Source organism: Kitasatospora griseola (assembly GCF_044999035.1).
Classification (GTDB): domain Bacteria; phylum Actinomycetota; class Actinomycetes; order Streptomycetales; family Streptomycetaceae; genus Kitasatospora; species Kitasatospora griseola.
Window position 1 is genome coordinate 4,553,589 of sequence record NZ_CP173360.1, and the last position, 20,780, is coordinate 4,574,368.

Sequence of the window (20,780 nt, forward strand, 5' to 3'; positions counted from 1 at the left end):
ATGAGTGCCACTCTTGCCGGCTGGCTCCAGGCGATCGCCCTGGTCGGCGCGCTGGCCCTGTGCTACCGGCCGCTGGGCGACTACATCGCCGGGCTGCTGACGTCCGCGAAACACCTGAGAGCCGAGAAGGCCCTGTACCGACTGGTCGGCGTCGATGGCGACGCCGACCAGCGTTGGCCGGTGTACCTGCGGTCGGTGCTGGCGTTCTCGATGCTGTCGGTGCTGTTCCTGTACGGGCTGATCCGGTTGCAGACGCATCTGCTGCTGAGTCTGGGCGTGCCCGAGATGGAGGCGCACCAGGCGTGGAACACCGCGATCTCGTTCACCGCCAACACCAACTGGCAGTCGTACAGCGGCGAGTCCGCGATGGGCCACCTGGTGCAGATGGCGGGCCTGGCGGTGCAGAACTTCGTCTCCGCGGCCGTCGGCATCGCCGTGGTGGCGGCGCTGATCCGCGGGTTCACCCGCAACCGCACCGACCGGGTCGGCAACTTCTGGGTGGACCTGACCCGGATCTCGCTGCGCCTGCTGCTGCCCATCGCGATCCTGTTCGCGCTGGTGCTGGCCGCGAACGGCGTGGTGCAGAACTTCCACGGGTTCCACGAGGTGACCACCCTGACGGGCGGTCAGCAGGCGATCCCCGGCGGGCCGGTGGCCTCGCAGGAGGTCATCAAGCTGCTCGGCACCAACGGCGGCGGCTTCTACAACGCCAACTCGGCGCACCCGTTCGAGAACCCGACCGGCTTCACCAACCTGGTGGAGGTCTTCCTGCTGCTGGTGATCGCGTTCTCGCTGCCGCGCACCTTCGGGAAGATGGTCGGCGACCACCGGCAGGGCTACGCGATCGTCTCGGTGATGGGCCTGTTCTGGGTGGCCTCGGCCGCGCTGATCACCTTCTTCGAGCACCAGCACGCCGGCAGCGCCCTGCAGGCGGCCGGCGCGGCGATGGAGGGCAAGGAGCAGCGGCTCGGCATCGCCGGCTCCAGCCTGTTCGCGGCGTCCACCACACTCACCTCGACGGGTGCGGTGAACTCCTTCCACGACTCGTACTCGCCGTTCGGCGGCGGTCTGACGATCTTCAACATGATGCTCGGCGAGATCGCGCCCGGCGGTACCGGCTCCGGCCTGTACGGCATGCTGGTCCTGGCGATCGTCGCGGTGTTCGTCGCCGGTCTGATGGTCGGCCGCACCCCGGAGTACCTGGGCAAGAAGCTCGGCGGCCGGGAGATGAAGTTCGCCTCGCTGTACATCCTCACCACCCCGACGATCGTGCTGATCGGCGCGGGCACGGCGATCGCCCTGCCCGGCGAGCGCGCCGGGATGCTCAACTCCGGGGCGCACGGCTTCTCCGAGGTGCTGTACGCGTTCACCTCGGCCGCGAACAACAACGGTTCGGCGTTCGGCGGCATCACCGTGAACACCGCCTGGTACGACACGGCGCTGGGCCTGGCGATGGTGTTCGGCCGGTTCCTGCCGATGGTGTTCGTGCTGGCGCTGGCCGGCTCGCTGGCCCGGCAGCAGCCCGTCCCGGCGAGCGCGGGCACGCTGCCCACCCACAAGCCGCTGTTCGTCGGACTGCTCTCCGGGGTGGTGCTGATCGTCGTCGGCCTCACCTACTTCCCGGCCCTGGCCCTCGGGCCGATCGCAGAAGGTCTCCGCTGATGTCCACCACGCTTGAACCCGCACCGCACCGGGCCGCGGCCGGCCTGCTCGACCCGAAGCTGCTGCTCGCCTCGCTGCCCGACGCGGTGAAGAAGCTCGACCCCCGGGTGATGGTGAAGAACCCGGTGATGTTCGTGGTCGAGGTCGGCTCGGTGGTCACCACCGTCGCCGCGATCGCCGACCCGTCGGTGTTCGCCTGGGCGATCACCGCCTGGCTCTGGCTGACCACGGTGTTCGCCAACCTGGCCGAGGCGGTCGCCGAGGGCCGCGGCAAGGCGCAGGCCGACACGCTGCGCAAGGCCAAGACCGAGTCCGTCGCCCGCCGTCTGGTCGACTGGCCCGCCTCGCAGACCGAGGAGGAGGTGCCGGGCACCTCGCTGCGGCTGGGCGACCACGTGGTGGTCGAGGCCGGGGAGGTCGTTCCCGGTGACGGCGACGTCGTCCAGGGGGTGGCATCGGTCGACGAGTCGGCGATCACCGGCGAGTCCGCACCGGTGATCCGGGAGTCCGGCGGCGACCGGTCCGCGGTGACCGGCGGCACCAAGGTGCTGTCCGACCGGATCGTGGTGAGGATCAGCTCCGAGCCGGGCAAGACCTTCATCGACCGGATGATCGCCCTGGTGGAGGGCGCGGCCCGGCAGAAGACGCCGAACGAGATCGCGCTGAACATCCTGCTGGCGTCGCTGACCATCGTCTTCCTGATCGCGGTGGTCACCCTGCAGCCGATGGCGACCTACGCGGGCGCCCCGCAGCCCACCGTGGTGCTGGTGGCGCTGATCGTGGCGCTGATCCCGACCACCATCGGCGCGCTGCTCTCGGCGATCGGCATCGCCGGCATGGACCGGCTGGTGCAGCGCAACGTGCTGGCGATGTCGGGCCGGGCCGTGGAGGCCGCCGGCGACGTCAACACCCTGCTGCTCGACAAGACCGGCACCATCACCCTCGGCAACCGGCAGGCCGCCGAGTTCCTGCCCGCCGCGGGCGTCACCGTCGAGGAGCTGGCGGACGCCGCGCAGCTGTCCTCGCTGGCCGACGAGACCCCCGAGGGCCGCTCGATCGTGGTGCTCGCCAAGACCGGGTACGGCCTGCGGGCCCGCGCCCAGGGCGAGTTGGCGCACGCCGAGTGGGTGCCGTTCACCGCGCAGACCCGGATGTCGGGCGTGGACCTTCACGAAGGCGCCGGCAAGCAGGTCCGCAAGGGCGCGGCCGGCTCCGTCTCCAACTGGGTGACGGGCAACGGCGGTTCGGTCGGCGCCGAGGTCGCGCAGCTGGTCGACGGGATCTCCGCGGCCGGCGGCACGCCGCTGGTGGTGGCGGAGCAGGACGGCGCGAAGGCGCCGCGCGTCCTGGGGGTGATCCACCTGAAGGACGTGGTGAAGGAGGGCATGCGGGAGCGGTTCGCGGAGCTGCGCCGGATGGGCATCAAGACCGTGATGATCACCGGCGACAACCCGCTGACCGCACGGGCGATCGCCGAGGAGGCGGGCGTCGACGACTTCCTCGCCGAGGCCACCCCCGAGGACAAGATGGCCCTGATCCGCAAGGAGCAGGAGGGCGGAAAGCTGGTCGCGATGACCGGCGACGGCACCAACGACGCCCCGGCGCTCGCCCAGGCCGACGTCGGCGTGGCGATGAACACCGGCACCATGGCGGCCAAGGAGGCCGGCAACATGGTGGACCTGGACTCCAACCCGACCAAGCTGATCGAGATCGTCGAGATCGGCAAGCAACTGCTGATCACCCGCGGCGCGTTGACGACCTTCTCGATCGCCAACGACGTGGCCAAGTACTTCGCGATCATCCCGGCGATGTTCGCCGGCGTGTACCCGGGCCTCAGCCACCTGAACATCATGGGCCTGCACAGCCCGACCTCCGCGATCACCTCGGCGATCATCTTCAACGCCCTGGTCATCGTCGGCCTCATCCCGCTGGCCCTGCGCGGCGTCAAGTACCGTCCGTCCGACGCCGGTTCGCTGCTCTCCCGGAACATCGGGATCTACGGCCTGGGCGGCCTGGTGGTGCCGTTCGTCGGCATCAAGCTCATCGACCTGATCGTGCAGTTCGTCCCCGGCCTCAACTGACCCGAGAGGAGAACGAGACATGCCCACCTTTCTGCGCACCCACCTCACCGCGCTGCGGATGCTGCTGGTGATGACCGTGATCCTCGGCATCGCCTACCCGCTGCTGATCACCGGCATCAGCCAACTCGCCTTCCCCGCCAAGGCCAACGGCTCCGTCGTCGAGCGCGACGGCAAGGAGATCGGCTCCGGCCTGCTCGGCCAGAGCTTCGACCTGCCGAAGCAGAACCCCGACGACCCGGACGAGCAGGCGCAGCCCGACCCGAAGTGGTTCCAGCCCCGCCCGTCGGCCGGCGGCTACGACCCGAAGTCCTCCGGCGCCTCCAACCTCGGCCCGAACAGCGAGGACCTGCTGAAGGCCGTCGAGGAGCGCCGCGCCGCCGTCGCCGCGTTCGACGGCGTCGACCCGGCGAGCGTCCCGCCGGACGCGCTGACGGCCTCCGGCTCCGGGCTCGACCCGCAGATCTCCGTGGCCTACGCCAAGGAGCAGGTGCAGCGGGTCGCCAAGGCCCGCGGCGTCCCCGCCGAGCGGCTCGACCAGCTGATCGCCCAGTACACCGACGGCCGCTCGCTCGGCTTCCTCGGCCAGCCCGGCGTCAACGTGGTACTGCTCAACCGTGCGGTCGCCGACCTGACGTGACGACGCGTCAATTACCCAAGCAGGCCGACCCGGGCGCTCCCCCGCCCGGGTCGGCCGGCCGCGTCCCCGAACCCCTCCAACCCACCACCGTGAGACGAGCCGCCATGCCAGTCGACCCCGGACAGGCCCTCCGAGCGCAGCCGCCAGGCCACCGGCGGGGCCGGCTGCGGGTCTACCTGGGCGCGGCCCCCGGCGTGGGCAAGACCTACCGGATGCTCGACGAGGCGCACCGCCGGCAGGAACGCGGCACCGACGTGGTGGTCGGCTTCCTGGAGACCCACAACCGGCCGCGCACCGCCCGGCTGCTCGACGGCCTGGAGCAACTCCCGCGCACCGTGCGGCGCTACCGCGACACCGAGTTCGCCGAACTCGACCTGGACGCGCTGCTGGCCCGCCGCCCCGAACTCGCCCTGGTCGACGAACTCGCCCACACCAACATCCCCGGCGGCCGGCACGCCAAGCGCTGGCAGGACGTCGAGGAACTGCTCGCCGCCGGCATCGACGTGGTCACCACCGTCAACATCCAGCACCTGGAGTCGCTCAACGACGTGGTGCAGAAGATCACCGGCGTGCCGCAGCGCGAGACCGTCCCCGACGAGGTGGTGCGCCGCGCCGACCAGATCGAACTCGTCGACATGGCCCCGCAGGCGCTGCGCCGCCGGCTCGCGCACGGCAACGTCTACCAGGCCGAGAAGGTCGACGCCGCGCTCGCCAACTACTTCCGGGTCGGCAACCTCACCGCCCTGCGCGAACTCGCGCTGCTCTGGCTGGCCGGGCGGGTCGACGAAGGGCTGCGCGACTACCGGGCCGTGCACAACATCGACCGGGTCTGGGAGACCCGCGAACGCGTCGTCGTCGCCCTCACCGGCGGACCGGAGGGCCCCACCCTGATCCGGCGCGCCGCCCGGATCTGCGACCGCACCGCCGGCGGCGAACTGATCGCCGTGCACGTCACCCGCAGCGACGGCCTGGCCGGCGCCTCGCCCGGCCGGCTCGCCGAGCAGCGCAGCCTGGTCGAGTCGCTCGGCGGCAGCTACCACGTGGTGGTCGGCGACGACATCCCCGAGACGCTGCTGACCTTCGCCCGCGCCCGCGACGCCACCCAGCTGGTCCTCGGCACCAGCCGGCGCGGCCGCACCAACCGCTTCCTCACCGGCCCCGGCATCGGCGAGACCACCGTCGACCGGTCCGAGGACATCGACGTCCACATGGTCACCCACGCGTTCACCGGCCGCGGCCGGCTCCCCTCGCTGGGCCGCCGGCACTCCCGCCGCCGCACCCTCGCCGGGTACGCCGCCGGACTCGCCGTCCCCTGGGTGCTGACCGCCGTGCTCTCCCAGGCGCACACCGCGCTGAACCTCACCACCGACGCGCTGATCTTCCAACTCGGCGTCGTCGGCGTCGCGCTGCTCGGCGGCGCGATGTCCGCCCTGCTGGCCTCGCTGGTCGCCTCGCTGCTGCTGAACTACTACTTCATCCCGCCGGTGCACACCTTCACCATCAACGAGGCCAACAACTTCATCGCGCTCGCCGTGTTCGCCGCCGTCGCGCTGTGCGTGTCCACCGTCGTCGACCACTCCGCGCGGCAGACCGCCCGGGCCGCCCGCGCCACCGCCGAGGCCGAGACCCTCTCCACCCTGGCCGGCTCGGTGCTGCGCGGCGCCGACGCCGTCCCCGCCCTGCTGGAACGCACCCGCACCTCCTTCGGACTGGACACCGCCGCGCTGCTCGACCCCGCAAGCGGCGAGGTGCTCGCCCGCACCGACACCCCGGCCGCCGCCGAGGAACACCCCGAGGTCACCGAACTGCCGGTCGGCGCCGACGCGTTGCTGGTGCTCACCGGACGCCGGCTGCCGGACACCGACCACCGGGTGCTGGCCGCGTTCGCCGCCCACCTGGCCGCCGCCCTGGAACGCGACCGCCTCGCCACCGTCGCCGCCGAGGTCGAACCGATCCGGGCCGCCGACCGGATGCGCACCGCGCTGCTCGCCGCCGTCAGCCACGACCTGCGCACCCCGCTCGCCACCGCGCTCGCCTCGGTCGGCTCGCTGCGCAGTCCCGACGTCGACTTCTCCGCCGCCGACCGGGCCGAACTGCTCGCCCTCGCCGACGAATCGCTGGTCGAACTCACCCGGCTGGTCGACAACCTGCTCGACCTGAGCCGGCTGCAGGCCGGCGCGCTCACCCTGCACCTGCAACCCACCCACCTGGACGAGATCCTGCCGCGCGCCCTCGACTCGCTGCCCGACCCCGACGCGCCCGTCCAGCCGCTCGACCTCGACACCGCCCCGCCCGTCCTCGCCGACCCGCCACTGCTGGAACGCGTCCTCGCCAACGTCGTCACCAACGCGCTGCGGCACAACGCGCCCGGCGCACCCGTCCTGGTCACCGCCTCCGCGCACGCCGACCGGGTGGAGATCCGGATCGTCGACCGCGGACCCGGCATCCCGCCCGAGGACCGCGACCGGGTCTTCCTGCCGTTCCAGCGCCTCGGCGACACCGACAACACCACCGGCCTCGGCCTCGGCCTCGCGCTCTCCCGCGGCCTCGCCGAAGCCATGGGCGGCAGCCTCGACGTCGAGGACACCCCCGGCGGCGGCGCCACCATGCTGCTCACCCTGCCCGCCGCCACCGCCCACGAGGGAACCTCATGACCCGTGTCCTGGCCGTCGACGACGAACCCCGCCTGCTGCGCACCCTGCGCCTCAACCTGCTGGCCCGCCAGTACGCGGCGCTCACCGCCGGCACCGCCCGGCAGGCCCTGCAGCTGGCCGAGGAGACCCCGCCCGACGCTGTCCTGCTCGACCTGGGCCTGCCCGACCAGGACGGCATGGACGTGCTGCGCGCGCTGCGCCGGCACAGCGCCGCACCGATCATCGTGCTGTCCGGCCGCACCGACCCCGCCGACCGGATCCACGCCCTCGACGGCGGCGCCGACGACTACCTCACCAAACCCTTCGTCATGGACGAACTCTTCGCCCGGCTGCGCGCCGTCCTGCGCCGCCCCGCACCCGCCGCCGCCCCGCCGCTCGCCCGGATCGGCGACCACACCGTGGACGCGGCCGCCGCCCGCGCCACCGGACCGGACGGCCCCGTCCGGCTCACCCCCATCGAATGGCAGCTGCTCTCCGTGCTGCTCGCCGCCCCCGGCCGGCTGGTCGGCCGCCGGCAACTCCTCACCGCCGTCTGGGGACCCGGCCACGACCACCACAGCAACTACCTGCGGGTCCACTTCGCGGCCCTGCGCCGCAAACTCGAACGCGACCCGCACCGGCCCCGCCACCTGATCACCGAACCCGGCCTCGGCTACCGCTACCTGCCCTGACGGACCGTCAACAGCGCTGTGGCAGAATCCGCCGGGTGACCATCCGGGTGCTGCTCGCCGACGACCAGGAGATGGTGCGACGGGGCCTGCGTCGCATCCTCGAAACCCAACCGGACCTCCAGGTGGTCGGCGAGGCCGCCGACGGCGTCGCCACCGTCGAGGCCGCCCGCGCGCTGCGCCCGGACGTCGCCCTGGTCGACGTCCGGATGCCCCGGATGGACGGCCTGGAAGTCGTCCGGCAGCTCTGCGGGCCCACCGCCGACCCGCAGGTCAAGGTGGTCGTGGTGACCACCTTCGACCTCGACGAGTACGTGTACCCGGCGCTGCGCGGCGGCGCCTCCGGCTTCCTGCTCAAGCGCTCCGGGCCGGCCCTGCTGATCGAGGCCGTCCGCGCCGCGATGGCCGGCGACAGCCTGATCAGCCCGTCCGTCACCGTCCGGCTGCTCCAGCACGTCACCGGCCGCCGCCCCGACGCCGTGCCGCTCGCCGAACCGCTCACCGGCCGCGAGCAGGAGATCACCCGCGAGGTCGCCGCGGGCGGCACCAACGCCGACATCGCCGCCGCCCTGTTCATCTCGCCCGGCACCGTGAAGACCCACGTCGCGCACATCCAACGCAAGCTCGGCGTCCGCAACCGGGTCGGCATCGCCATGCGCGCCTTCGAACTCGGCTACCTCACCGACCTGCCCGGATGACCGCCCGCCGCGCCCTCACCGCCGCGGCGGCCGCGCTGCTGCTGCTGCCCGCGGCGCTCGGCCCGTGGACGGCCTGGTTCCCCGCTGCCGCCGCCGCCCTGGCGCTCGCCCTCGCCGTGCTCCGCCCGCCGCCCGCGCCGACCGCCGTCGCCGCCGCACTGGTCTCGCTCGCCGTCGACGCCGGCCTCCCGGGCGACCACGGCCTGGCGCTGCTCTGGATGCCCGTCGAGTTCGCCGCCCTGCTGGCGCTGCTGGTGCGCTCGGTGCGGCGGCTGACGGAGCGCCGGGCCTGGGCGGTCGGCGCGCTCACCGCCGCCGCCGCCCTGGCACTGCCGCTGCGCTTCGCACTGCGCCAGCCGCACCCGGCGGACGCCTCGGTGGCCGGCCTGCTGCTCGCCGCCGTCCCCGTCGCCGCCGCCCTGGGCGCCGCCCTCCACCTGCGCGGCCAGGACGCCCGCCGGACCCGCGCCGTCCGCGACGCCCGCCGCGAACAGCGCCTCGCCGTCGCCCGCGACCTGCACGACTACGTGGCCCACGAGCTCACCGGCATCCTGCTGGAGGTGCAGGCCGCCCAGGTCGGCGGCTACGACCAGGCGGAGAACACCCGGCTGCTGACCCGCCTGGAAGCCGCCGGACAGCGCGCCCTCGCCTCCATGGACCAGACCCTCGACACCCTTCGCGCCCCCGACGGCGCCGGCCCGCGCCGCCACACCCTCGCCGAACTGCCCGCCCTGCTCGACCGCTTCCCCGACCGCCCGGCCCTGCACGGCGTCGCCGAGCTGCCCGCGCTGCCGCCCGTCGTCGAGGACGCCGCCTACCGGGTCGCGCTGGAGGCCCTCACCAACATCCGCCGCCACGCGCCCGCCGCCGACCGGATCGCCGTCGCCCTCGCCCACCGCCCCGGCGCCGGACTGACCGTCACCGTCACCGACAGCGGCCCCGCCCACCCCCGCGCCCACTCCCGCGCCCGCCCCGGCGGCGGCACCGGCCTGGCCGCGCTGCGCACCCGGATCGCCGACCTCGGCGGCGAGCTCACGGCCGGCCCGCACGGCGCCGGCTGGCAGGTGGCGGCGACCCTGCCCACCGGCGGCTGAACGCACCGGCGGCCGAACGCACCGATGGCTGAACGCACCGACGGCGCGCGGCGAGGAGCCGCGCGCCGTCAGGTCGCGTTGTACCAGCGGGAGTTCTACTCCTCGACGGGGGTGCCGTCGGCGGCGATCCGGGTGAAGCCGAGGTACTTGTGCAGCGCCTTCGGCAGCAGCACCGAACCGTCGGCCTGCTGGTGCTGCTCCAGCACCGCCGCGATGGTGCGGCCCAGCGGCAGACCCGAACCGTTCACGGTCGCGGCCGGGGTCGGCCTGCCGTTCTCGTCCCGGGTGCGGATGCCGGCCCGGCGGCCCTGGAAGGTGCCGAAGTCCGACACCGAGGAGATCTCCCGGTAGGTGTCCTGGCTGGGCAGCCACACCTCCAGGTCGTACGTCAGCTGTGCCGAGAAGCCGGTGTCGCCGGCCGCCAACATGACCACCCGGTAGGAGAGTTCCAGCTCCTTCAGGCAGGCCTCGGCGTGCGACACCATCAGCAGCATCTGCTCCCGGGACTGCTCCGGGGCGCAGATCCGCACCATCTCCACCTTCGAGAACTGGTGCAGCCGGATCAGCCCGCGGGTGTCCCGCCCGTACGAGCCGGCCTCCGAACGGAAGCACGGAGTGTGCGCGGTGAGCGCCAGCGGCAGCTCGGCCGGCGGGACGATCTCGTCCGCGTACAGGTTGGTCAGCGGCACCTCGGCGGTCGGGATCAGGAACAGGTCCCGGTCGGCGACACCCGTCCGGAACAGGTCCTCCTCGAACTTCGGCAGCTGCCCGGTGCCGGTCATGGTGCGCCGGTTCACCAGGTACGGCACCGCGTGCTCGACGTAGCCGTGCCGACGGGTGTGCAGGTCCAGCAGCAGCGCGGCGATCGCCCGCTCCAGCGCCGCACCGGTGCCGCGCAGCACGCTGAACCGCGAGCCCGACAGCTTGGTGGCCCGGCCGAAGTCCATGATGCCCATGGTCTCGCCCAGGTCGACGTGGTCCTTGGGCGTGAAGTCGAACGACTGCGGCTCGCCGACCCGGCGCACCTCCAGGGCGTCCTCGTCCGAGAAGCCGTCCGGGGACTCGTCGGACGGCAGGTTCGGGATCGTCAGCAGCAGGTCCGTCAGCTCCTGCTGGACCTTCTCCAGCTCGCCCTCGTTCTGCTGCACCTGCTCCTTCAGCGAACGGGCGCTCTCCTTCAGCTCGGAGACGTCCCCGCCCTGCTTCGCCGTCCGCTGCACCTCCTGCGCGACCTGCTTCGAGCGGGCCCGCAGCTCGTCGCCGGCCTGGATGCCCGCGTTCCGCCGGGACTGCAGGGCGTCCAGTGCGGACAGGTCGAGGCGGTGGCCGCGGCGTGCGAGCCGCCGGACGGCTTCGTCCCCCAGGTCGATCAGGGCGCGGGCATCATGCATCGGAGTCTGCTCCTCGGGACAGCCAGATCGGAATCCCGACGGTAGCAGGGGCGCGGATCGCGTCGTAGTGCCTTTCTCCGCCATTGCGTCCCATGTCAGCCCCAGGTCAGCCCGTGGTCATGAACTCCGTGAGGACCGGGGCCAGCACCTCCGGCGCCACCTCGTGGGTCTGTCCCTCCAGGGTGCGGTACTCGGCGTTCGCGGCGGCCGCGGCCGCCCGGGCCGCGGCCCGCAGCGACTCCGGGCTGAGGCCGCCGTCCAGCACCAGCACCGGAACGGTCAGCGCCGCCAGCCGCTCGGCCGGCACCGGCGCGCCCACCGCGCCGTCCAGCACCTCGGTGTCGGTGGCCAGCGTCGGTGCGACCGACTCGAACACCGGCCAGACGGGCGACTGGCGCATCCCGTCGATCATCGGCTCGGGCATGCCGACGAACGCCATGAAGCGGGCGACCGCCGCGGCCCGGTCGTCGGCGGCGATGTCCTGCGCCACGCCCGTCCGGTAGTCGACGAACCGGGCCAGCTGCTCCTCGGTGGTGCTGAACGGCGGCTCGTACACGGCGACCCGCTCGACGCCGATGCCCGCACCGGCCGCCCGCAGCGCGAGCGCCCCGCCGGAGGACAGGCCGAACAGTGCCGCGGAGCCGCCGGCCGCCGCGACGAGCGCCGCCAGATCCTCGATCTCCCGCTCCAGGGCGTACCCGTCGAGCGGGCCGCTCTCGCCGCGGCCGCGCCGGTCGTAGCTGAACACCCGGTGGCCGTCGGCCAGTTGGGCGGCGATCCCGGCGGACGGGCCGAACGCGCGGTGGCAGAGCGCCCCGTCCACGATCACCACGGCGGGGCCCTCGCCCACCGCCTGGTAGGCGATCCGGGTGCCGTCGGCAGAGGTCACGAACTCGGTCATGGTCGAACTCCTGGGTGCGATGCGGGTGCGACGGGGGTGCGGTGCGGTCAGCGGGCGGCGGTGGCGAGCGTGTGGGCGACCAGCGCGTTGGCGTGGCCGTGGCCCAGACCGTGCTCGGTCTTCAGCCAGGCGACCAGCTCCATGTGCCTGGTCAGCGGCGAGCTGCGGACCAGCTCCTGCCAGTGGGCGATCGGGTGCCCGTACTTCTGCTCGATCGAGGGGAAGTAGCTGGCCGGTCCCTTGACGCTCATCCCGGGTTCCTCCGCGTTCCGTTGCGCTGCTGTCGTGCCGTCACAGGTATGGACGAGCGGCCCCGGCGGAACTCATCGGTCCCCGCGAAAGTTTTCTCGCGCCACTTCGCCAACACCGGACGCAGCCCCCTCGGGCCGCCTACGGTCGGGTCATGGCATGGATCGACGACAGCACGATCGAGCGCGCCGCCGGCTACCTGTGGACCTCGGGCCGGGTCCTGGAACAGCGGCGCTTCACCCACCTGTTCGACGCCCCCGACCCGGCGGGCGTCCTCGCCGCCCTGGACGCCCACCGCACCCCGGACGGTGGCTGGGCGTACGGCCTCGAACCCGACGTCCGCGGCCCGGCCGCCCAACCGCTGGCCGCCGGCGCCGCCGCCCGCATCCTCGGCGAGGCCGGCGCGCTGACCGGCCCGCGCGGCGGCGAACTCTGCGACTGGGCCGCCACCTTGACCACCCCGGACGGCGGCGTGCCCGCCGTGCTGCCCAGCCTGCGCGGCTACCCGCACCCGCCGTTCATCCCGATCGCCGACGACCCGCCGGCCGAGCTGCTCTCCACCGGCCAGATCGCCGCCCCGCTGCTGCGCCACGGCGTCGAGCACGCCTGGCTGGCGGGCGCCCAGGAGTTCTGCCGCCGCGCCGTCGAGGCGATCGACACCACCCACCCGTACGAGGTGTTCACCGCCGTCGGCATCCTGGACGCCTCGCCGGACCGCGCCTGGGCGACCGAACAGGCCGCCCGGCTCGGCGAACTGGTGCGCCGTCAGCAGTTGGTGCTGCTCGACCCGGCCCACCCGGAGCAGGTCCGGCTCGCCCCCGGGTACGCACCCCGCGAGTACCACCTGCCGCACGACTTCGCGCCCCGCCCGGACAGCCTGGCCCGCGCCTGGTTCTCCGACGCCGAGCTGGAACGCGGCCTGCTCCACCTGCTGTCCGCCCAACTCCCCGACGGCGGCTGGCCGATCAACTGGGCCCGCTGGTCGGAGTCCACCGAGCACGAGGCCCGTCCGGGCGTCACCCTCTCCGCCCTGCTCACCCTGCGCGCCTACTCGAACTGAGAACGGCGCTGGTTCAGCCGACGGCGCGCTTCACCAATTCGGCGATGCGCGCCGACTCGGCCTCGCCCAGATCGGCGACCGCGTAGGAGGTCGGCCACAGGTCGCCGTCGTCGAGGCGCGCCTGGTCGCTGAAACCGATGGTCGCGTACCGGGACTTGAACTTGGCGGCGCTCTGGAAGAAGCACACCGGCTTGCCGTCCTTGTTGTTGTACGCGGGCATGCCGTACCAGGTCTTCGGGGCCAGCTCCGGCGCGACCTCGGTGACGATCGCGTGGAAGCGCTCCGCCAGCAGCCGGTCCTCGGGCGGCATCTCGGCGATCTTCTCCAGCAGGTCCTGCTCCGCCTCCGCGGCCTTCGCGGCGGCCGACGCCCGCTTGGTCTCCGCCTTCAGCTCCTTGGCGCGCTCCTTCATCGCCGCGCGCTCGTCCGCCGTGAAACCCTCGTGCTTCTCCGCCATGACCGGCTCTCCCGTCCGCTGCCTCGGTGTCGTGTCCTCATCGTAGGAACGCGCCCGGCGCCCCGGCTTCTCGGAAACTGATCGCTTGTGCGAACGCCGAAGCCCGGCCCGGGGGACTCCCGGGCCGGGCTTCGGTGGGTGCGATCAGCGGGCCTTGAAGGTCCGCAGCCGCAGGCTGTTGCCGACCACGAAGACCGAGGAGAAGGCCATGGCCGCTCCTGCGATCATGGGGTTGAGCAGGCCGGTCGCGGCGAGCGGCAGGGCCGCCACGTTGTAGGCGAAGGCCCAGAACAGGTTGCCCTTGATGGTGGCGAGGGTGCGGCGGGAGAGGCGGATCGCGTCGGCGGCCGAGCGGAGGTCGCCGCGTACGAGGGTGAGGTCGGCGGCCTCGATGGCGGCGTCGGTGCCGGTGCCGATGGCCAGGCCCAGGTCGGCCTGGGCGAGGGCGGCGGCGTCGTTGACGCCGTCGCCGACCATTGCGACGGTGCGGCCCTCGGCCTGGAGGCGGCGGACGGTGGCGACCTTGTCCTCGGGCAGTACCTCGGCGATCACGTCCTCGGCGGGGATGCCGACCTCGGCCGCGACCGACTCCGCCACCAGCCGGTTGTCACCGGTCAGCAGCACGGGGCGCAGGCCCAGCGCCCGCAGTTCGGCGATCGCCTCCGCGCTGGTCGGCTTCACCGCGTCGGCGACCTCCAGGACGGCCCGCGCCGCGCCGTCCCAGCCGACCGCGATCGCGGTCCGGCCGGCCCGCTCGGCCTCGGCCTTGGCGACCAGCAGCTCCGCCGGCAGGTGCTGCGACCAGTCGGCCAGCAGCGCCTCGCGTCCGGCGACCACCGCGTGGCCGTCGACCACGCCCTGCACACCCAGGCCCGGGACGTTCTCGAAGCCCTCGACCGGCTCCAGCGTGCCGAACCTCTCCTGCGCGGCGGTGGCCACGGCCTGGGCGATCGGGTGCTCGGAGGCGTGCTCCAGCGCGCCGGCCAGCCGCAGCGCCTCGTCCTCGGTGGCGTTCTCGGCGGTGTGGACGCCGACCAGGGTCATCCGGCCGGTGGTCACGGTGCCGGTCTTGTCCAGCACGATGGTGTCGACCTTGCGGGTGTTCTCCAGGACCTCGGGGCCCTTGATCAGGATGCCCAGCTGGGCGCCGCGGCCGGTGCCGACCAGCAGCGCGGTCGGGGTGGCCAGGCCCAGGGCGCAGGGGCAGGCGATGATCAGCACGGCGACGGCGGCGGTGAAGGCGGCGGTCCAGCCCTCGCCGGTGCCCAGCCAGTAGCCCAGGGTGGCCAGCGCCAGGGTGATCACGACCGGCACGAACACGCCGGAGATCCGGTCGGCGAGGCGCTGGGCGGCGGCCTTGCCGTTCTGGGCGTCCTCGACCAGCTTCGCCATCCGGGCCAGCCGGGTGTCCGCGCCGACCCTGGTGGCCTCGACCACCAGCCGGCCGCCCGCGTTGACGGTCGCGCCGGTCACGGCGTCGCCCGGGCCGACCTCGACCGGCACCGACTCGCCGGTCAGCATCGAGGCGTCCACGGCGGAGCTGCCCTCGACGACCGTGCCGTCGGTGGCGATCTTCTCGCCGGGACGGACCACGAACCGGTCGCCGACGGCCAGCTGCCCGATCGGCAGCAGCACCTCGCGGCCGTCCCGCAGCACCGTCACGTCCTTCGCGCCCAGCTCCAGCAGCGCCTTCAGCGCCGCGCCCGCCGTCCGCTTCGACCGGGCCTCGAAGTACCGGCCGGCCAGGATGAACGCGGTGACGCCGGCCGCCGCCTCCAGGTAGATGTTCGACGCGCCGTCGGAGCGGGCGATGGTGAACTCGAAGCCGTGCCGCATGCCCGGCATGCCCGCGTCGCCGAAGAACAGCGCCCACAGCGACCACAGGAACGCGGCGCCGGTGCCCAGCGAGACCAGGGTGTCCATGGTCGCCGCGCCGTGCCGGGCGTTGGTCCAGGCGGCCCGGTGGAACGGCCAGGCCGCGTACGTGACGACCGGCGCGGCCAGCGTCAGCGACAGCCACTGCCAGTTGTCGAACTGCAGCGCCGGCACCATCGCCATCGCGATCACCGGCACGGCCAGCACCAGCGCGGTGATCAGCCGCTGCCGCAGCGGGGCCAGCTCGTCGTCCGCGCCGGCGGCCTGCTCGCCCTTCTCCTCGGCCGGGGGCTCCGGGAGGGCGGCCGTGTAGCCGGTGGCCTCCACGGTGGCGATCAGGTCGGAGACGTCCACGGGCCCGTCGACGACCACCTTGGCCTTCTCGGTGGCGTAGTTGACGCTGGCCCGGACGCCGTCCATGCGGTTGAGCTTCTTCTCGATCCGCGCGGCGCAAGAGGCACAGGTCATGCCGCCGATGCGGAGTTCCACCTCGGTGGAGGCGGGTGCTGCCTGGGTGGTCATCAGAGGCTCCTCGTGGTGTCGGACATCCCGGCCGGCGGCCGGGTTCCTACGGTTCTCAGGCGCGGCCGGTCAACTCGTAGCCGGCCTCGTCGACGGCGGCGCGCACCGTCTCGTCGTCGAGCTCGGCCGTCGAACCGACGGTGACCAGCCCGGTCTTCACGTCCACCTGCACGGCCTCGACGCCATCGAGTGCCCCGATCGCCTTGCCGACGGTCTTCTCGCAGTGCCCGCAGGTCATTCCGGACACCGTGAACACGGTGGTGACGGCGGCCGGCGCGGCGACGGTCGCGGTGGTGGAGCAGGTGCCGTCGCTGGAGCAGCAGGACATGGGATCCTCCGTTGAAGTTCTCGATACCTGGAGGGGGTATCCCTCCCGGCAACAACATTTATACCCCTGGGGGGTATGCCGTGCAAGCGTTTCCGCCCCTGGATCCGCGCCGCCGCCCCGATCTGCCGGGATGTCCCCTCCCTGTGTACGCCTCCTTATGCGCACCCCTTCGCACCCCGCTCCGCGTGCGGAGACTTTTTCCGGGCGACCTGCCGCCGCCCTGACCTCGCGGTTCCGTCCGATCGCCCGCCCGGTCGGTGTCGAGGCCGGTTCCACGTTGCTTGACACATACCCCTGGGGGGTATCTACTCCGTGATGTCGCCAGGCACCCCACCCCGTCAGAGGGAGTCCGCCATGAACACCGCACTCAAGGTCGCCGTCTTCACCTCGGGCCTCGCCCTCGCGTTCGGCGCCGCCTACGGAGTCGGCCGCGCCGTCGGCAGCACCCCGGCCCCGGCCGCCGGACACGCCCACCAGGCCAACGACGCCACGGCCGCGCCCGAGGGGCACGGCGGCCACGAGGAGCATCCGGTCGGCGGCCTGCAGATCTCGGACCGCGGCTACACGCTGAGCCTCGACCGCCCGGTGGTCCCGGCCGGCGGCCCGACCGAACTGAGCTTCCGGGTGCTGGCGCCGGACGGGAAGCCGCTCACCGCGTACCGGCCCGCACACGAGAAGGAGCTCCACCTGATCATCGCCGGCCGCGACCTGACGGACTTCCAGCACGTGCACCCGGTCCGCGCCGCGGACGGCACCTGGAGCGTCCCGGCGAACATCGCCAGGGCCGGCGACTACCGGGTGTTCGCCGACTTCGTCCCGGCCGCCGAGGCCGAGTCGCTGACCCTCGGCGCGGACCTGCACGCCACCGGCGACTACCGGCCGGCCGCCCTCCCGCAGACCGGCCGCTCGGTGACCGTCGACGGTTACACCGTGACCCTCACCGGCGACCTGACGGCCGGCCGGGCGGGCAGGCTCGCCTTCGCGGTGTCGAAGGACGGCCGTCCGGTCGACGACCTCGACCCGTACCTCGCCGCCTACGGCCACCTGGTGGTGCTGCGCGCCGGAGACCTCGGCTACCTGCACGTCCACCCGGACGGCGCGCCCGGCGACGGGGTCACCGAGCCGGGCCCGGAGGTCGACTTCGAGGCCACCGCGCCGAGCGCCGGCGAGTACCGCCTGTTCCTGGACTTCCAGCACGCGGGCGCCGTCCACACCGCCGCCTTCACCCTCGCCGCGGGCGGCGGCGCCCCGGCGGCCGCCGAGGCCCCGGCTCCGGCTCCGGCTTCGAGCGAGTCGGCGCACCACCACTGATCGAGCGCGCCACCCCCGCGCGGATTCCCGGTCCGCGCACACCCACGTCGCCTACATACCCCCTCCCGGTATTTCTCCAGAGGAGCCCCCGGCCGTGTCAGACCTCGCCGCACCCCCCGCACCCCGCCGCTGGACGGCGCTCGCCTTAATCGCCCTCGCCCAGTTCATGGTCATCATGGACACCTCGATCATCGGCGTGGCCCTGCCGAAGATGCAGACCGCGCTCGGGTTCTCGCAGGAGAACCTGTCCTGGGTGTTCAACGCCTACGTGATCGCCTTCGGCGGCCTGCTGCTGCTCGGCGGACGCCTGTCCGACCTGCTCGGCGCCAAGCGGATCTTCGCCGCCGGCTGGATCGTCCTCGCCGCCGGCTCCCTGGTGGCCGGCCTGGCCGGCACCGCCTGGGTCGAACTGGTCGGCCGCGCCGCCCAGGGCGCCGGCTCGGCGCTGATCGCCCCGGCCGCGCTCACCCTGCTGATGACCCTGTTCGGCGGCCGTCCCACCGAACTGCCCAAGGCCTTCGCCCTGTACGGCGCGGCCGCCCCGGCCGGCGGCACCGCGGGCGTGTTCCTCGGCGGCCTGATCACCCAGTACGCCAGCTGGGAGTGGGTGTTCTGGATCAACCTCCCGGTGGCTCTGCTGGTGCTGCTCGCCAGCCCGTCCGTGATGCCCGCCGCCGCGGCCCGCCGCGGATCGATCGACTGGCTGGGCGCGATCACCGTCACCGCCGGCCTCGCCGTCACCGTGTTCGCCATCGTCCGGGCCCCCGAGGTCGGCTGGGACTCCGCGCAGACCTGGCTGGTGCTGGCCGCCGGCCTCCTGCTGATCGCCGCGTTCGTCGGCATCCAGTCCCGCCGCAGCGAGCCGCTGATGCGCCTCGGCATCTGGCGCAGCCCCAACCTGGCGGGCGCCAACCTGGCGCAGCTGCTGATGGCGGCGGCCTGGATCCCGATGTGGTTCTTCCTCAACCTCTACCTGCAGCAGGTGCTCGGCCTGGAGGCCTTCGCCTCCGGTGCGGCGCTGCTGCCGATGACCGCCGCGATCATGCTGATGATGATCGTCCTGGCGCCCCGACTGATCGCCCGCTTCGGCCCGAATCCGCTGATCGTCACCGGCCTGGCCGCGCTCGCCGCCGGCATGTACTGGCTGTCGCTGGCCCGCCCGGACGGCAGCTTCGCGGTCGACGTCCTGCCGGCCTCGCTGCTCGCCGCCGTCGGCATGGCGCTCGCCTTCATCCCGTCGCTGGGCACCGCCCTCGCCGTCCCGAACCCCGCCGAGGGCGGCCTCGCCTCCGGCATCGTCAACACCTCCTACCAGGTGGGCTCCGCCCTCGGCCTGGCCGCGATGACCGCCGTCGCCGCCGCCAACGGCTCCCGCGAGCTCGGCAACCCGGTCGCCCTGACCCACGGCTTCTCCGCCGCCTTCACCGGCGCCGCCGCCCTGGCCCTGCTCGGCGCCCTGGCCTCGCTGCTCACCCTGCGCAGCCCGGCCCCCGCCGCCGAGCCCGTGGAGGCCGCCGCCTGATCCGCCGCCCCGTCCGGCGCTCCCTCGCGAGCGCCGGGCACTTCGCCGTCCTCCGGGCAAAGCGGCCGTCGGCCCGGCGGATCGGCGTAGCCTTCGTGCATGGCAGAGAGCAAGGTCGCGAAGGCCGGGCGGAAGAAGCCCGAGACGCACCTGGGGATGGTGCGCCGGGCCCGGAGGATCAACCGTGAGCTGGCGGAGCTGTACCCGTACGCGCACCCCGAGCTGGACTTCGACGGGCCGTTCCAACTGCTGGTGGCGACCGTGCTGTCGGCGCAGACCACCGACCTGAGGGTCAATCAGACCACCCCGGCGCTGTTCGCCAAGTACCCGACGCCGGAGGACCTCGCGGCGGCCGTCCCCGAGGAGCTGGAGGAGATCGTCCGCCCGACGGGCTTCTTTCGGGCCAAGTCGAAGTCGCTGATCGGCCTGTCGATCGCGCTCCGCGACCGCTACGACGGCGAGGTGCCGCGCAAGCTGGAGGATCTGGTCACCCTCCCCGGGGTGGGCCGCAAGACCGCCAACGTCGTGATCGGCAACGCCTTCGGCGGCGCCGGGATCACCGTCGACACCCACTTCGGACGCCTCGCCCGCCGGTTCGGCTGGACCACCGCCGAGGACCCGGAGCAGGTCGAGGCCGAGGTCGCGGCGATCTTCCCGAAGTCGGAGTGGACGATGCTCTCGCACCGGGTGGTGTTCCACGGCCGCCGGGTCTGCCACGCCCGCAAGCCCGCCTGCGGGGCGTGCCCGATCGCCCCGCTCTGCCCGTCCTACGGCATCGGCGAGACCGACCCGGAGCAGGCCCGCAAGCTGCTCAAGTACGAGCTCGCCGGACAGCCCGGCCAGCGCCTCCGGCCCCCGGCGGACCTCCCGGGCGAGGCGGCGGCCCGTGCCGAGGTCGCGGCCGGACACCCGCTGCCCGACACCGCCCCGGCCGCGGTGCGGGCCGCCCGGAAGAACGTGGGAGGCAAGGCATGACGATGCCCGCAGTGCTTCGGGACGGCCTGCCCGAGTGGCTGCTGCCGGTGCGCGACGCCGCCGAGCGGGCGGTGCCCGAGCAGCTGAGCCGGTTCCTGCCGCCCGCCGAGGGCGGCCGCCCGTCGGCGGTGCTGATGCTGTTCGGCGAGGGCCCGGCCGGCCCGGACCTGCTGCTGATCGAACGGGCCCGCAGCCTGCGCTCGCACGCCGGCCAGCCGTCCTTCCCCGGCGGCGCGCTGGACCCGGAGGACGGCGACCCGGCCGGCTCGGGCCCGCTGGCGGCGGCGCTGCGCGAGGCCACCGAGGAGACCGGCCTCGACCCGTCGGGCGTGCAGCTGTTCGCCCGGCTGCCCGCGCTGTACATCCCGGTGAGCGGCTTCGTGGTGACGCCGGTGCTCGGCTGGTGGCGGCGCGAGTCGCCGGTCGCGGTGGTCGACCCGGCGGAGACCGGCGCGGTGTTCCGGGTCCCGCTGGCGGAGCTGACCGACCCGGCGAACCGGGCCCGGCTGCGCCACCCGTCGGGGTTCACCGGCCCGGCGTTCCAGGTCGCCGACCGGCTGGTGTGGGGCTTCACGGCCGGGGTGATCGACCGGGTGCTGCACTTCAGCGGCCTGGAGCGGCCCTGGGACAGCGGGCGCACCGTGGAACTCTCCGAGGAGGCGGTGGCGCTGTCGCTGCGCCACCGCTCCTGACCG

Annotated in this window: 18 protein-coding genes; 12 read left to right on the forward strand and 6 right to left on the reverse strand. The window is 73.5% G+C overall.

What is annotated here, in order from left to right; all coding sequences use genetic code 11:
- The 7 genes from kdpA to ACI1MP_RS20715 all read left to right on the forward strand — a co-directional run bounded on the left by kdpA (position 1) and on the right by ACI1MP_RS20715 (position 9,494).
- Positions 1 to 1,662, forward strand: coding sequence for a potassium-transporting ATPase subunit KdpA (gene kdpA / locus ACI1MP_RS20685; protein WP_404869220.1), 1,662 nt, complete (start codon positions 1 to 3; stop codon positions 1,660 to 1,662).
- A complete protein-coding gene (gene kdpB, locus ACI1MP_RS20690) occupies positions 1,662 to 3,743 on the forward strand; it encodes a potassium-transporting ATPase subunit KdpB (RefSeq protein ID WP_380339361.1) in 2,082 nt (693 codons plus the stop codon). Before kdpA ends, kdpB begins: the two co-directional genes overlap by 1 nt.
- Positions 3,744 to 3,762: 19 nt before the next feature.
- Entirely contained in the window at positions 3,763 to 4,380 is a 618-nt protein-coding gene (kdpC, locus tag ACI1MP_RS20695; protein WP_100588161.1) for a K(+)-transporting ATPase subunit C, read from the forward strand.
- A gap of 104 nt (positions 4,381 to 4,484) precedes the next feature.
- Positions 4,485 to 7,034 (forward strand): ATP-binding protein, encoded by a 2,550-nt coding sequence (locus ACI1MP_RS20700; protein WP_380339364.1) that lies wholly within the window; start codon positions 4,485 to 4,487, stop codon positions 7,032 to 7,034.
- Entirely contained in the window at positions 7,031 to 7,705 is a 675-nt protein-coding gene (locus tag ACI1MP_RS20705; protein ID WP_380339367.1) for a response regulator, read from the forward strand. Before ACI1MP_RS20700 ends, ACI1MP_RS20705 begins: the two co-directional genes overlap by 4 nt.
- 35 nt (positions 7,706 to 7,740) lie before the next feature.
- The gene (locus tag ACI1MP_RS20710; protein WP_404869221.1) at positions 7,741 to 8,400 is read left to right on the forward strand and encodes a response regulator; all 660 of its coding nucleotides are present in this window, start codon (positions 7,741 to 7,743) and stop codon (positions 8,398 to 8,400) included.
- The gene (locus ACI1MP_RS20715; protein ID WP_404869222.1) at positions 8,397 to 9,494 is read left to right on the forward strand and encodes a sensor histidine kinase; all 1,098 of its coding nucleotides are present in this window, start codon (positions 8,397 to 8,399) and stop codon (positions 9,492 to 9,494) included. Before ACI1MP_RS20710 ends, ACI1MP_RS20715 begins: the two co-directional genes overlap by 4 nt.
- A 95-nt stretch (positions 9,495 to 9,589) precedes the next feature.
- Here the strand turns inward: ACI1MP_RS20715 and serS are convergent, their stop codons facing one another.
- The 3 genes from serS to ACI1MP_RS20730 form a co-directional block, all read right to left on the reverse strand.
- Positions 9,590 to 10,885 (reverse strand): serine--tRNA ligase, encoded by a 1,296-nt coding sequence (gene serS / locus ACI1MP_RS20720; RefSeq protein WP_380339375.1) that lies wholly within the window; start codon positions 10,883 to 10,885, stop codon positions 9,590 to 9,592.
- A 106-nt stretch (positions 10,886 to 10,991) separates the two neighbouring features.
- On the reverse strand, positions 10,992 to 11,786 hold the full coding sequence (locus ACI1MP_RS20725) for an alpha/beta fold hydrolase (protein ID WP_380339378.1): 795 nt from the start codon (positions 11,784 to 11,786) through the stop codon (positions 10,992 to 10,994).
- Between the two features lie 47 nt (positions 11,787 to 11,833).
- Complete coding sequence (locus tag ACI1MP_RS20730; RefSeq protein WP_380339381.1) at positions 11,834 to 12,037, reverse strand: DUF4287 domain-containing protein; 204 nt, start codon at positions 12,035 to 12,037, stop codon at positions 11,834 to 11,836.
- 152 nt (positions 12,038 to 12,189) lie between these two features.
- On the opposite strand from ACI1MP_RS20730, the gene ACI1MP_RS20735 reads away from it, so the two are divergent.
- Positions 12,190 to 13,095, forward strand: coding sequence for a hypothetical protein (locus tag ACI1MP_RS20735; RefSeq protein WP_380339384.1), 906 nt, complete (start codon positions 12,190 to 12,192; stop codon positions 13,093 to 13,095).
- A 13-nt stretch (positions 13,096 to 13,108) separates the two neighbouring features.
- Here ACI1MP_RS20735 and ACI1MP_RS20740 read toward each other — a convergent pair whose 3' ends face one another.
- From ACI1MP_RS20740 to ACI1MP_RS20750, 3 genes are all read right to left on the reverse strand, one after another.
- Positions 13,109 to 13,552: an iron chaperone gene (locus ACI1MP_RS20740; protein ID WP_380339386.1), complete on the reverse strand. Its 444-nt coding sequence runs from the start codon at positions 13,550 to 13,552 to the stop codon at positions 13,109 to 13,111.
- A 144-nt stretch (positions 13,553 to 13,696) separates the two neighbouring features.
- Positions 13,697 to 15,949 (reverse strand): heavy metal translocating P-type ATPase, encoded by a 2,253-nt coding sequence (locus tag ACI1MP_RS20745; RefSeq protein WP_404869223.1) that lies wholly within the window; start codon positions 15,947 to 15,949, stop codon positions 13,697 to 13,699.
- Positions 15,950 to 16,004: 55 nt separating this feature from the next.
- Positions 16,005 to 16,277 (reverse strand): heavy-metal-associated domain-containing protein, encoded by a 273-nt coding sequence (locus ACI1MP_RS20750; protein ID WP_380335657.1) that lies wholly within the window; start codon positions 16,275 to 16,277, stop codon positions 16,005 to 16,007.
- A 354-nt stretch (positions 16,278 to 16,631) separates the two neighbouring features.
- Here ACI1MP_RS20750 and ACI1MP_RS20755 point away from each other — a divergent pair, with 354 nt between their 5' ends.
- The 4 genes from ACI1MP_RS20755 to ACI1MP_RS20770 all read left to right on the forward strand — a co-directional run bounded on the left by ACI1MP_RS20755 (position 16,632) and on the right by ACI1MP_RS20770 (position 20,777).
- On the forward strand, positions 16,632 to 17,588 hold the full coding sequence (locus tag ACI1MP_RS20755) for a hypothetical protein (protein ID WP_380335659.1): 957 nt from the start codon (positions 16,632 to 16,634) through the stop codon (positions 17,586 to 17,588).
- Between the two features lie 94 nt (positions 17,589 to 17,682).
- Positions 17,683 to 19,110 (forward strand): MFS transporter, encoded by a 1,428-nt coding sequence (locus ACI1MP_RS20760; RefSeq protein ID WP_380335662.1) that lies wholly within the window; start codon positions 17,683 to 17,685, stop codon positions 19,108 to 19,110.
- Between the two features lie 99 nt (positions 19,111 to 19,209).
- Entirely contained in the window at positions 19,210 to 20,085 is an 876-nt protein-coding gene (gene nth, locus ACI1MP_RS20765) for an endonuclease III (protein ID WP_404869224.1), read from the forward strand.
- Positions 20,082 to 20,777 (forward strand): CoA pyrophosphatase, encoded by a 696-nt coding sequence (locus ACI1MP_RS20770; RefSeq protein WP_100588175.1) that lies wholly within the window; start codon positions 20,082 to 20,084, stop codon positions 20,775 to 20,777. Before nth ends, ACI1MP_RS20770 begins: the two co-directional genes overlap by 4 nt.
- Positions 20,778 to 20,780: the final 3 nt, after the last annotated feature.